Source organism: Oceanobacter sp. 4_MG-2023 (assembly GCF_030689165.1).
Taxonomy (GTDB): domain Bacteria; phylum Pseudomonadota; class Gammaproteobacteria; order Pseudomonadales; family Oceanobacteraceae; genus Oceanobacter.
Genome location: NZ_JAUYVV010000006.1, coordinates 35,688 through 49,661 on the forward strand (window position 1 = coordinate 35,688; position 13,974 = coordinate 49,661).

The 13,974-nt window shown below is 55.3% G+C and carries 7 protein-coding genes; 3 read left to right on the forward strand and 4 right to left on the reverse strand.

Going from position 1 to position 13,974, the window contains the following annotated elements:
- Window positions 1–100: 100 nt before the first annotated feature.
- A complete protein-coding gene (locus Q8W24_RS06200; protein WP_305474754.1) occupies window positions 101–2,176 on the forward strand; it encodes a TonB-dependent siderophore receptor in 2,076 nt (691 codons plus the stop codon).
- A 172-nt stretch (window positions 2,177–2,348) separates the two neighbouring features.
- Window positions 2,349–3,317 (forward strand): LysR family transcriptional regulator, encoded by a 969-nt coding sequence (locus tag Q8W24_RS06205; RefSeq protein ID WP_303432103.1) that lies wholly within the window; start codon window positions 2,349–2,351, stop codon window positions 3,315–3,317.
- Between the two features lie 86 nt (window positions 3,318–3,403).
- Here Q8W24_RS06205 and Q8W24_RS06210 read toward each other — a convergent pair whose 3' ends face one another.
- The 4 genes from Q8W24_RS06210 to Q8W24_RS06225 all read right to left on the reverse strand — a co-directional run bounded on the left by Q8W24_RS06210 (window position 3,404) and on the right by Q8W24_RS06225 (window position 11,100).
- Window positions 3,404–5,998 (reverse strand): LuxR C-terminal-related transcriptional regulator, encoded by a 2,595-nt coding sequence (locus Q8W24_RS06210; protein ID WP_305474756.1) that lies wholly within the window; start codon window positions 5,996–5,998, stop codon window positions 3,404–3,406.
- Window positions 5,999–6,219: 221 nt separating this feature from the next.
- Window positions 6,220–6,540 (reverse strand): Grx4 family monothiol glutaredoxin, encoded by a 321-nt coding sequence (gene grxD / locus Q8W24_RS06215; protein WP_303432107.1) that lies wholly within the window; start codon window positions 6,538–6,540, stop codon window positions 6,220–6,222.
- A 90-nt stretch (window positions 6,541–6,630) separates the two neighbouring features.
- Complete coding sequence (locus tag Q8W24_RS06220; protein WP_305474759.1) at window positions 6,631–10,416, reverse strand: hydantoinase B/oxoprolinase family protein; 3,786 nt, start codon at window positions 10,414–10,416, stop codon at window positions 6,631–6,633.
- Between the two features lie 42 nt (window positions 10,417–10,458).
- Complete coding sequence (locus tag Q8W24_RS06225; protein WP_303432113.1) at window positions 10,459–11,100, reverse strand: c-type cytochrome; 642 nt, start codon at window positions 11,098–11,100, stop codon at window positions 10,459–10,461.
- Window positions 11,101–11,383: 283 nt separating this feature from the next.
- On the opposite strand from Q8W24_RS06225, the gene leuS reads away from it, so the two are divergent.
- Entirely contained in the window at window positions 11,384–13,963 is a 2,580-nt protein-coding gene (gene leuS / locus Q8W24_RS06230) for a leucine--tRNA ligase (protein ID WP_305474817.1), read from the forward strand.
- The last annotated feature ends 11 nt before the right edge of the window (window positions 13,964–13,974 follow it).

Genomic DNA, 13,974 nt, shown 5'->3' on the forward strand with positions numbered 1-13,974 from the left:
ACTGGCAGTAAGTTGATATTGATTAACGCTATTATTAGCTCCACCATCAATGTCATTGACCTCCCTATCAATGCACCTTCCATGGACACAGGACGCCGTCATGAAAGCGCTTTCTTCATCCCGACTTCTGCCATTCGTCGCGACAATGTTTGCCTCTCCTCTTGTGGTCGCGGCAACACAAGACGAATTCTCAGAGCCCTCTCTGGCTGATGATCCTGATATTGAGGTGGTCGAGGTACTGGGGGTCACCGAACCGATAACATCGGTCAGTCCGCGCAAATTGTTGCGCGTCCCGGGTGCGGGTAATGATCCACTGCAAGCCATCGAAAGCCTGCCCGGTGTTGTCTTCAGCGGTGGCCGGGAATCCGCCCCCGCAGTGCGTGGCTCGTCACCGGATGACAACGCTTATTACATCGATTTTTTCCCGGTTGGTTATATCTTTCATAGCGACTCGTCGAGCATTCTCAACGACAACGTCATTGATGGTTTTATTCTCGAAGCCGCCGCCTTCGGGCCAGAATACAATGGTTCAACCGCCGCGGTGATTGATGCCAGCTCACGTTCTCCGGATTTTGCCACTCCCCAGGCGGTCATCGATGTCAGCCTGCTCAAGGCCGGGCTTTTTATCGAACAGCCTATCAACAGTGAACAGGGCTTTTATTTATCGGGCCGGCAGAGCCTGTTCCAGTACTATATCGACGCCTTGCTGGACGATGAAGATTTCCAGTTTACGACCTTGCCCGAATATTACGACTATCAGGGCAAGTATGAATATCAGCCCAGTCTTACAGAAAGCCTGGTGGTTCAGGTCATTGGCTCACGGGACAAGGCTGGTCTCAAATTCGACGAAGATTCTGACGAGCTGGCGCAAGACCCGGGTCTGGAGGGTGGCATCAGCTCTGAACGCTACTTCAACAGCCAGGCGATTGTCTGGGACAAGTTTTATGGCAATGGCCTGCAACACCAGAGCGGCCTTTCCCAATTGGAGGAGAAATTCCAACTCACTATCGGCCAGGGAAATTTTGTTGACGTCAAAACCAATGACTACATACTGCGCAGCCAGTTTTCCCAACCGCTGGGCATAAATCACTATTTACACTGGGGAGCTGAGCTGTCCGAATCCCATGCCTCTATCAAAGGCAGCTATTCCGGCCCACCCTGCGACGAGTACAACCCGGACTGCCGCCTTGTTGATGGCGAAGAAACGGTCACCCTCCATGAAAATATCGTTATCACCAGCGTCAACCTCAACGTTGCCGACAGCTGGCAAGCCACAGACAGCTGGACCATAACCCCCGGCGTGCTGGTGGCTCAGGAAGACTATACTGACGAGCTGTTTATTGAACCCAAACTGAGCACTGAATGGCAGGTTGCTCCCGGCTGGAATCTGACAGCCGCCTATGGCCGCTACCACAACTTCCCCGACAACTTCGGCCAATACGCCAAAAACTTTGGTAATCCCGATCTCAAGCTGGAAACGGCAACCCACTACGAAACCGGCATTGAACATGAGCTACGGGATGATCTGCTGATCCGCCTCGAAGGCTACTACAAAACCATGCAGCGGCTGGTCATTGCCCGGGCCGACCAGCAAACGGTTTACCCTGATCTGTCGGATGAAGAATATCTCGACCTGCCCCGTTACACCAACGATGCCAGTGGCGAGGCCTGGGGCATGGAACTGTTTATCAACAAGGACCTGAGTGAACAGTGGTACGGCTGGGCTTCCGTTGCCTGGTCCCGTACCCGCCGCACCAATGAGCTGACCAATGAAGATTTCCGCTACAGCTATGATCAGCCCTTAATCGTCAATCTGGTCGCCAGCTATGATTACAGCGATGTATTGTCCCTGGGCTTCAAATGGCGCTACCAATCCGGTCAACTGGTGACACCGATTATTGGGGCAGAACAAGACGCCAATGACCCGGAGCTATACAATCCGATTTATGGCGCACTGAACTCCGAACGTTTACCGGCTTATCACGCCCTGGATGTCCGGGCCGATCGCAACTTCTTTTACAGCCACTGGGAAATGACCCTGTACGGTGAAATTCTCAACCTGTATGGCCGTAATAATGTCACTGACTATCGCTACAAAAATGCTGATTACAGCGAGCGGGAAGACGTGACTGACTTGCCAACCATTGTTTCTCTGGGCGTCAAAATACGCCTATAGATAAGAACAATGTCTTAACATAACCAATAACGCATGGATATATACACCAAAATAAAGAACAATCGATATTTTTAATCTACCATTGTTCCAGGCTTTGTGGCACGGTAAGGCCCGAAATGCTACTTCAAACGTTATGTGTTCGAAGACCAACCGCCAATACCAGGAGAGCCTAATGCAGATTGGCAAGCGCGAAGAATTTGACCTCAATGAAATGGCGATTTTTGTCCATGTTGTGGACGCTGGCAGCTTCACCGGTGCCGCTAAAAATCTCGGACTGCCCAAGTCCACTGTCAGCCGCAAAATAACCCAACTCGAAGAGCGTCTTGGTGTGCGACTGATCCAGCGTACCACCCGCAGCTTGCGTCTGACGGATACCGGCAATGCCTATTATGGCCATTGCTCCCGTATCCTCAGTGAAATCGAAGAGGCCAATATCGCAGTTACCCAGATGCAGACCACACCAACCGGTACCCTGCGTATTACGGCACCGGTGCTGTTTGGCTCAACGGTATTATCCAGTCTGGTGGCCGAGTTTATGGATCAACATCCCCAGCTCACCATCGACCTGGTGCTGTCTGATCAACTGCTGGATCTGGTACAGGAAGGCATCGACGTGGCTTTCCGCATCGGGCAGCTGGAAGACTCTTCCCTGATTGGCCGTTATCTCGGCGATGTGCGCATGCTGTTATGCGCCAGCCCGGACTATCTGCAACGCTTCGGTACACCGAAACATCCGGATGACCTCGCCAATCACCGACTGATTTCAGCATCACGCTGGCTGCAATGGAATATGACCAGCCCGGAAGGCAAAGAGCTGACGGTACAGGTCAAACCCAAGTTACAGGCCAACGATTTTGCCTCACTGTATGCCCTGACCTTGTCCGGTAGCGGTATTACGCCGCTACCTGTGCTGATTGCAGCACCGGCCATTCAGTCTGGCGACCTGGTACCCATTTGCTGTAACTATCCGTTTGAAGCCAACCCGATCCATACCTTGTACCCGAGTAACCGCCATCTGTCTGCCAAGGTACGCAGCTTTGTTGACTTCGTGATTGATCACATTCGTCCGAACCCGCCCTGGGAAGTGGACATGCCACACGCCTCCAGGGAATGTGAAGTGCCCAAAGTGACCGAACACTAGATTCCGCTCTGAACTATTCCGCACCGCTCAACAAATCATCACCCACCAGAGCAATCATGCCCGGTGGGTGAATCTCCATCTGCCTGTTATAGCAGCAGCAGTTCCTTCGCCTTATTCAACGCCTGAGTGCGGTTTTTCACCCCCAGTTTGATATTGATCTTGCGGGCGTGGGTCTTGACGGTATGCAAGGAAATAAACAGCTGCGAAGCAATGTCCTGATTCGATAATCCCTCCGCAATCTTGCGTAACACATCGTGCTCCCGATCACTGAGCTGGACCCGTACCGGCTCGGTAATCGACGCTTCTGTTTCTCTGGCCGGAGCATACAACTCTGGCAGCCAGGCCTTGAAGCTCATACTGATACCTTCTTGCCGCAACTGGTGCCCGACCTGATTAAAAATATGCTGACTTTCAGCAATCTGATTACGGCCACGTAACGCCGCGGCACGAATCAGCTGAATCAACATCATGATCATTGGGCTGGAGTTACAACGCAGCCATTCATCCACTTCCGCCAGACACTCATTAAAACGGCCACAGACCAGATACAACCTGGCCTGGGTCGCGGCAGCAAAATCCGGTAATAACGGAAACACATCCGGTCGTGACAGCTGCGCTACCGGCTGCCCATCCAGCAGTTCAACCAGACAGCCCTGGGCCCGATGGTGCTTGCCCTGGGAGATCCAGACATTCGCCTTTACCAGAATCAGCCAAAGATAAGTATCAGACTCAACCCCCCAGCCATGCATCAACCGTTCAACCTCATCCAGCATACCCAGAGCCCGGTGATACTCACCGTCAGCGGCGGCCATCATCGCCTGCAAACCATAGCCATAACACACAATGACATCCGCACCTTCGCGACAATAACGACTGCCCTGCTGCAACAACTCGGGCAGGGTCTCGGTTTCGCGACGAGTCACCCACAATAAAAAAGCCCGGTAGACCATCAGTCGCCCCATCGGCACAACCGGGATACGTCCGGGCTTGTCCCGTAGCAGCTGAATGCTGGCATCGACGATATCGAGGCTGAACTCCAGATGTCCCCGGTGCAGCTCGATACGCGCCTGATCAAACATGGCCAGGGCTTCCAGTGCCCAGACGCCATGCTGTCGCGCCAGTTGCATCGCCTGCCGGTTCCAGGCACGGGCATTGTCGAGGTCGGTCTCACCCAGACTCAAATACGTCAACGTACTGCACATCAGAAAACGGCTGCTGTAACGATCGCCCGGCAACCCGGCCAGCGCTTTTTTACACAAATTCATCGCACTTTTGTGCTGTCCTTTCAGTCGCGCCTGATACCCTTGCAACGCCGCCAGGTCGGCCTCATTCAGCAACTGCCGGTGGATCAGCTGGCGCAGCATCGCGTCGGCCCGGCGCTGGCGGTGACTGACCAGCCAGGCCCAACAGGCCAACTGCATCAGCCGTGGCGACCGATTCAGCACCTGCTCCCCTGCCAGCTCACACCAATCAATCAGACCGGCAATATCCAGACTGGCCATCAATGCCTCGGCTTGGGATTCCATCCACGGCGCCAACTCTGCCACCATCGCCGTTTTCTGCGCGTGTTCCAGCGCCCGTACCGGCTGCTGATGCTCGCCGTACCAATAAAAGGCCTGTCGATGCCATTGTTCACGCTGCACTTCCGTGACCGTGGCAGCCACCAGCCGCTGGAACGGTGCCGCAATCGATACCCAGCCACTTTGCTCCAGAGGCTGCAAAAAACCATTCCGTACCAGCTCTTTAATCCCGGCACTGGCATCCTGATGATTCAATCGCCGCAACAAATCCTCACAGCCCTGTTCCAGCACCGACAGCTGCTGTAACAGCAAACGGCACTCTGCCGACTGCTCGGCGACCACGTCACTGAGCCAATAGTCCTGCAACTCAAAAACCCCCAGGCCTGGGGCCATTACATCCAGCGTGGCATAGGCACGGACACAGGCCAGCCAGATACTCATCGCTGCCGGCCAACCGGCCAGGCGGCGATCCAGCAGTGCCCGTTCCTCCGGAGCCAGCTGCAGCCCATGCTGTTCCAGCCAGCGCTGTTGCTGTTGCCTGGTAAAGCTGAGCTGATGCATACCAACGGCCAACATGGATGGGTGCTGGAACACGGCGCAGGCACCTCGGGGAGCGCGACGGGTCGCCAATGCAAGGAAACAAGACTCAGGAGCCCGCCGGATCAGAAGCTGAACCAGTTGCCAGCCAGTGTCATCAAGGTTCTGCAGGTTATCGATACACAGGCACAGCGGCCGGTCGATCAGCGCCAACCAGTTGAGCAGAATGGATTCCAACTGCTCGACAGCGAAGGTCGGAGGTTCCTCCAGAGGCCAGCAACGCCGCACCAGCGCCATGGCTTCTGCCGACCCATCTCCGGCCAATAGTGCCTGCAGCAACAAGGCGGCATCATCCGTCACTTCACAATTGAACCAGAGGACATTCAGCCCTTGCCCCTGCCAGCGCTGATACCACTCCAGCAGATATTGCGTCTTGCCAAAACCCGCCGGGGCATGAATCCACACCAATCCTGGTGCCGCCATATCCAGCGCATAATCGAGACGTTTGATAGATGGAGACAAGGACAAGGGAGGACGTCGCCGGGCCAGTAACAGCGGAGACGCAAGAATATCCACTAACGGTGCAAGTGATGTGTTATCGGAATAGTGTTCAGAAGCTGACATAACGGACTGCTGTGACCATTTGCAGCATTATGGCGAGTTTTGTCGACGTACAGCAACCGCCGTCAACTGCAATGCAAACCATCGCGCCACGTTTGATAACGTGGGCCAACGCTCTCCAGCGACAGCAGCAGCCATGCAGACGAGCAACAACGCAAGCACGTCATGGCGAATGGCGGCAAGCACAACCGGTGCGAAGCCGGGCGGCTTCGCACTCGTAACGATCAGGACTCTGCCGCTGCTTCGTCAAGCAGAGCTTTTAATTCGCCCTTTTCAAACATCTCGGTGATGATATCGCAACCACCGACCAACTCACCCTTAACCCACAACTGGGGAAAGGTTGGCCAATTGGCATACTTGGGCAAATTGGTGCGAATTTCCGGGTTGGACAGAATATCGACATACGCGAACTTCTGGCCACACTCCATCACGGCCTGCACTGTGCGGGCCGAGAAGCCACACATGGGCTGATTGGGTGAACCCTTCATGTACAGCAGAATATCGTTGCTTGCGATCTGGTCTTTGATGACTTCCATAATATCCATGGTGACAAATCTCTCATCAGGTGAATAAGGTGAATAAACAGCGGCCAGATTACCACAATCCTGACTAATCCCGACAGCCGCACTTGGGTTTTAGCGTCCAGCCACTGGCACAGTGGCGGTACCGTAACCACCACCACCCGGTGTATGAATCGCCAAGGTATCGTTCTCTTGCAACTCCAGTCGGGCACAACCGGCGACAGGCAATACCGATAGCGGTTCTCCGGCGGCGGTACGACCGCGCATCACCAGATTGACTCCGCAACGACCGGCATCCCCCCCCTGAATCCCGAAAGGGGCTACCTGGCGGCGGCCACTGATAATATTGGCGGTCATCGGTTCGAGAAAACGGATATGCCGCTCAACGCCCATGCCGCCCGGGTATTGGCCAGCGCCACCCGAGCCACGGCGTAAATGAAAGTGATCCAGCACCACCGGGTAACGTTGCTCCAGCACTTCCGGGTCGGTCAGCCGTGAGTTGGTCATATGACTGTGCACAGCGCTGGCACCGTCTCCCGAAGCACTGCCACCGGCGCCACCACACAAGGTTTCGTAATATTGGTAACGTTTGTTACCAAAGGTCAGATTGTTATTGGTGCCCTGACAGGCCGCCATCAGCTGCAGTGAGCCCATCAAGGTATCAACCAGATACTGGGCGGTTTCGACATTGCCGGAGACCACTGCCGCCGGATAGCAAGGGGCAATAATCGATGCCTCCGGTACTCGAATGGTTAACGCCCGGAACAGGCCAGCATTCAGCGGAATCGGCCGAGCCACCAGCACCCGGAATACATACAACACGGCAGCTCGGACCACGGATGTGGGCGCGTTAAAGTTGCCCGGATGCATGGCCTGGTCCGGCCGATAACCGGTGCCGGTAAAGTCAATCAGGGCACTGCGCGCCTGCTGATCAACCTTGATCGTTACAGCAAAGCGGGTGCCATCATCCATCTGCTGCTCGAACTGCCCCGATGGCAGCTGGGCCAAACACGCTCTCAGAGTATCTTCGGCGTTGTCAAGCACATGGCCCATGTATTGATGTACCCGTTCCCGACCATAACGCTGACAAAGACGCGCCAGCTCTCGGGCACCGGTTTCACAAGCCGCCAGCTGGGCCTTCAGGTCGGCCATATTCTGCGCTGGGTTACGCGCCGGGTAACGGCCGTTCGTCAGCACATCCAGCATTGAATCCGTCTGCAATACTCCGTGTCGCATCAGCAACAGGTTATCGATCAGTACACCTTCTTCCTCAATATGCTGGCTATTGGCGGGCATCGATCCTGGGGTTATGCCACCGATATCAGCATGATGACCACGGGCCGCCACAAAAAAATCCGCCATTCCGGAACGGTTACCGTCAATAAAAACCGGTTTGACGACGGTGATATCTGGTAGATGTGTGCCTCCTTCATAGGGCGAATTCAGCACGAAGGCATCCCCCGCTTCCATTTCCGGGTGGCGACGGACGACGGCCAGCACGCTGTCACTCATGGAGCCAAGGTGCACCGGAATATGAGGCGCATTGGCGATCAGTTCAGCATGACGGTCAAAGATGGCGCAGGAGAAATCCAGCCGTTCCTTGATATTGACGCTGCTGGCGGTTTTTTCCAGCACCAGCCCCATCTGCTCTGCGGCGGCCATAAACAGGTTATTAAAGACTTCCAGTTGTACCGGCTCAGCCCTGGATGGTTCCGGGTCAGTCAGTGCCATATCCGATAGCGGCACGGATAGGAGCGCCTGTTTCTGCACGGTATCTGGCATCTTTTCCAGTACCAGTGCACCGCTGGCAATCACCTTGCACACCCAGCCCGGCTCAACGATCAACGTGCTGTTACTGTCGGTCAAGAGCAGTGGCCCGGCAGCACAAAAGCCATCGGGCAAACGGGCGCGGGGATAGACAGTGACCGACTGCCGACCATCAGCAAAGACCATGTCGATGGTGGCCAATGGCTCGGGAGTGGCCCTGGCTGTCGGCAGCAACCGGGGTAATGGCTCACCGGGCTGAATACGTTCCAGCTGAATGGCGTCACAGATCAAGGCCTGATCCGCAGCCGCAAACCCGAACAGTTGCCGGTGTCGGGCAGTAAATTCGGCGGTCATCTTGTCTGGCGTAGCCAGCGTTACCAACAAGGGCGTATCGGCACCCTGGTAACGCAGATAAGCACGCCACTGATCCGTCACCCCGGCAGAATCCGGCAACGCTTGTCGGGCTTGATCGCTCAATTGCTGACAAACCCGTTCACGAACGGTGTCCATCTCGGTCAGTACCACTTCGACCGGCTGTTCTCCCAGCCAACGCTGATCCGCAACACCAATACCATAAGCGGACAATACCCCAGCCATCGGGTGCAGGTAGACCTGTGTCACGCCCATTGCCTCTGCCACCTGACAGGCGTGTTGGGCGCCGGCACCACCAAAGGCAACCAAGGCGTAGTCCCGTACATCATAGCCGCGCTGTACCGAGATTTTTTTGGCGGCACTGGCCATATTATCAACGGCGATGGCCAGAAAACCCTGCGCCAGTGATTCTGCGGTCTGCACTTGCCCGGTCTGCTGACTCACTTCAAGTGCCAACTGTTGAAACTGTTGCCGGACGCTGTCCACATCCAGGGGTAAACCCTGATTCGGCCCAAACAAACTGGGAAAATACTGTGGCTGGATACGCCCCAACAAAACATTGCAATCGGTGACGGTTAACGGCCCACCATTACGATAACAAGCCGGCCCTGGATTGGCACCGGCAGACTCCGGTCCGACCTGTAACCGACCGTCAGCAAACTTGACGATGGAACCACCACCAGCCGCCACAGTATGAATATTCATCATCGGCACCCGCAAACCGACACCGGCAATACGGGTGCTGGTCTCGCGCTCCAGCTCACCGGCAAAATGGCTGACATCCGTTGAGGTGCCACCCATATCAAAACCGAGCAGGCGCTCAAATCCATCGGCACTGGCGGTACGTACCATGCCCACCACACCACCGGCCGGACCAGACAAAACGGCATCCTTGCCGGATAACAAGGCCGCCGCTGCCAGGCCACCATTCGACTGCATCAATGACAATGTCGCATCCGGGCAAATCGCCTGCAGCTGCTGTTCAACATGTATCAGATAACGCTGTAATACCGGCGTCAGATAGGCATCTGCCAGAGTGGTTTCGCCTCGGGCGACCAGTTTGATCAGTGGGCTGACCTGATGGGATAGGGAGATTTGTTCAAAGCCCAGCGCCAGCGCCAGTTCCGCCAGTGCCAGTTCATGCTGCGGGTATTTGTAAGCGTGCATCAGCACCACGGCGACCGCACGAATACCGTTGTCCCTGGCTTCCTGCAGTTGCACACGGGCAGCGTCCAGGTCCAGCGGCCAGTCAACCTGACCACTGGCCAAGATCCGCTCTGGCACTTCGTACACCGCCTGATACAACAGCTCGGGTTGTTCGATGGCAACGGCAAACAGATCCGGGCGGGTTTGATAGCCAATCTGCAACTGGTCGCGCAGGCCACGACTGATGAACAGCGCCACCGCCGCCCCCTTGCGCTCCAGCAGTGCATTGGTGGCGACCGTAGTACCCATTTTTACTTGACCAATAAGACGCCCCTGGTCTGGATAAAGCGCCAATAACTGACGAATGCCTTCAATCGCGGCATCGTCATAATGATCCGGATTTTCAGACAGCAATTTGTGCGTCACCAGTTGACCGTCCGGGCGTAACGCCACCAGATCGGTAAAGGTGCCACCACGATCAACCCAGAATTGCCAACGACGGGCAGAGGAACATAAGGTAGAAGAATCAATGGGAGAATGTGTCATGGCGAGGTCACTGGTCTGTCGGGCAGACCAGTCTAGCAGAGCAGCCAGCGGGCGAGAAAATCTTCGCATAACCCGGTATCCGGTTATGCGAAGTCGGACTGCTGTTAATAATCAGGGCATATGGGTCACATACGCTGCCAGGTCTTTTAATTGCTGCTCGGTCAGATTCTGGACCACACCAATCATTGGCGATGTTTTCCGATCCACATTCTTGTTCTTGAAGTTCAGCAGGGTTGTTTCCAGAAACTCATAAGGCTGGCCTGCAATCCGGGGATAGTCGCGGGAACCATGACCCGATTTTCCATGACAGACATAGCACACCGCCTCAAACAGCGCCTTGCCCTCAGGAGAAGACGCAACCGGTGCCTCTCTTTCCATAACCGGGCGATTGGCAAAGTACAGCGCGATCGCGACCCGATCCGAATCGCTGATCTGCCCGGCCAGCTTGCTCATCACATAGTCCTTGCGCTCGCCGCTGGCGAAGTGCTCAAACTGGGTAAACAGGTAGGACGGATTCTGGCTGGCCAGATTGGGAATATATGTCCGGGTACTATTGCCATCCTTGCCGTGACAGGAAAAGCACAAGGTACCGCGATATTCTCCCTGCTGAATAGCAGCTTTCAGTGCTACCGGGTCTTGTTGGATACGAGCCATATCGGCCAACAATTCGTCAACAGTCTCCGCCTGCACAGAGACGGACAACAGCCCCAACGACAGGAGCAAACACAGTACAGGTTGGATGATATTTTTCATTGCCATAACAGTCCCAGTGATGATCCGATAAAATACCGATCCGGCTGCGTTGCTCCAACCCCTGAATGGGCTGTTTTGCCAGTTTGTCGGACAGCTACTGACCTGAGTCAACAGGTCTATTGGAGCACGGTCGTTCAGAATACGTCGAACGCGACATTGTCACGCATTGTCCTCTGGCCCAATCAACAGACTCCGCGGTTCAGTCGGTGTTCGCGCCGGGCGCATTCGGTTAAACTCCCTTTCCTACTTTCCCAATCACGTACCCGACGTCAAAACCAACATGATGCAAGAGACTTACGCTCCCCACGACATTGAACCCGCTGTCCAGCAACAGTGGCAAGAAAATCAGGTATTCCGCGCAGTGGCCGATGCCAGCAAAGAAAAATTCTACTGCCTGTCAATGTTCCCCTATCCCAGCGGCCGACTGCACATGGGCCATGTCCGTAACTACACCATCGGTGACGTCATCTCCCGCTACCAGCGCATGCTAGGCAAGAATGTGATGCAACCAATGGGTTGGGACGCCTTTGGTCTGCCTGCAGAAAATGCCGCCATCAAACACCAGGTCGCGCCAGGCAAGTGGACCAAAGAAAATATCGCCTACATGAAAACCCAGCTGAAATCGCTGGGTTTTGGTTACGACTGGGAACGTGAAATTGCCACTTGTGACCCGGATTACTACCACTGGGAACAATGGTTTTTCACCCAGTTAATTGAAAAAGACCTGGCGTACAAAAAAGTATCCGCGGTCAACTGGTGCCCTCACGACCAGACCGTACTGGCAAACGAACAGGTGATCAGCGGTTGCTGCTGGCGTTGTGACACCCCGGTTGAGCGCAAGGAAATTCCACAGTGGTTTATCCGCATCACCGCCTACGCAGAAGAACTGTTGGCCGATCTCGACCAGCTGGATGGCTGGCCGGATCAGGTCAAAGCCATGCAACGCAACTGGATTGGCAAATCCCGTGGCGTACAGCTGACGTTTGGTCTGCAAGGCCGGGACGATGAGCTGGAAGTGTATACCACCCGTCCGGACACCCTGATGGGTGTCAGTTATCTTGCCGTAGCTGCAGGCCATCCGTTGGCACGTGAAGCCGCGGCCCACAATCCGGAACTGGCAGCCTTTATTGAAGCCTGCAATAAAGCCGGTACCGCCGAAGCCGACGTCGCCACCAAGGACAAACAGGGTCTGAAAACCGGTTTCAGTGCCATCCATCCCCTGACCGGCCAAACGGTCGACATCTGGGTCGCCAACTTTGTCCTGATGGAATTTGGCACCGGCGCGGTTATGGCCGTTCCTGCCCATGATCAGCGCGACTTTGAATTTGCCACCCAATACGGCATTGATATCAAACAGGTGATTGCCGCCAACGAGGGCGATGCAATCGACCTCAGTCAGGCCGCCTATACCGAAAAAGGCACCCTGATCAATTCCGGTGAATTTGATGGCCTCAACTTCGAACAGGCGTTCGATGCCATCGCCGCCAAACTGGCCGAGCTTGGCAAAGGCACAGTCACCACCAATTATCGCCTGCGTGACTGGGGTGTCAGCCGCCAGCGTTATTGGGGTTCGCCCATTCCGATCATCCGTACCGAAAACGGCGAATCAGTGCCGGCACCGGCTTCCATGTTGCCCGTGATCCTGCCTACCGATGTGGTGATGGATGGTGTGAACTCTCCTATCAAGAATAATCCGGCATTCGAAAACATCGAGTTCAACGGTGCTCCTGCTTTCCGTGAAACCGATACCTTCGACACCTTTATGGAGTCGTCCTGGTACTACGCCCGCTACTGCTCGCCCAAGGCCGACCAGATGCTTGACCCGACCGAAGCCAACTACTGGTTACCGGTAGACCAATACGTCGGTGGTATCGAACACGCCATTTTGCATTTGTTGTACGCCCGCTTCTTCCACAAGCTGCTGCGTGATGCCGGCCTGGTTGATAGTGATGAGCCTTTCAAAAGCCTGCTCTGCCAGGGCATGGTTCTGGCGGACGCCTATTACTACACCAACCCCAATGGCGGCAAGGAATGGGTCAATCCGCTGGAAGTCACCGTTGAGCGTGATGAAAAGGGCCGCATGATCGCCGCCAAACGCACCTCCGACGGGCTGGAATTACAACATTCCGGCATGAGCAAGATGTCCAAGTCCAAAAACAACGGCGTCGACCCACAAGAAGCCATCAACCAATACGGTGCCGATACCGTCCGCCTCTACACCATGTTTGCAGCGCCCCCGGAGCAAACACTGGAATGGTCAGACTCCGGCGTCCAGGGTTCCCAGAAATTCCTTCAGCGGGTATGGCGTCTGGCCTACGAGCTGCAACAGCTCGACCCGGTCGAAGTGGCAGCCGTTACCTTGAACAAGTCCGACAAGGACGCCCGTCGCAAGCTGCACGAAACCATTGCCAAGGTGTCCGATGACATTGGTCGCCGTTACAACTTCAATACTGGCATTGCGGCCATCATGGAGTTGATGAAGACCCTGACCAAACTCGACCTTGCGGTTGAGTCCAGCCGTGCTGTGGCTGCCGAAGCCATGGACGCAGTGATTCGTATGCTCAGCCCGATGGCGCCGCATATTACCCAGGCACTCTGGGTTGCCTTCGGCAACGAAGGACTGGTGATTGATGCCAGCTGGCCAGTGGTTGATGAATCCGCACTGGTTGCCGATACCATTCAGGTCGTTGTGCAGGTAAACGGTAAGTTACGCGCCAAACTGGATGTCAGTGCCACAATCGGCAAGGATGAATTGCAGGCTCAGGCCATGGCTGACGAAGCAGTCCAGAAGCAGCTGGAAGGCAAAACGGTACGTAAGGTGATTGTTGTACCCGGCAAGCTGGTCAATATCGTCGCGAACTGAACAGGCACACT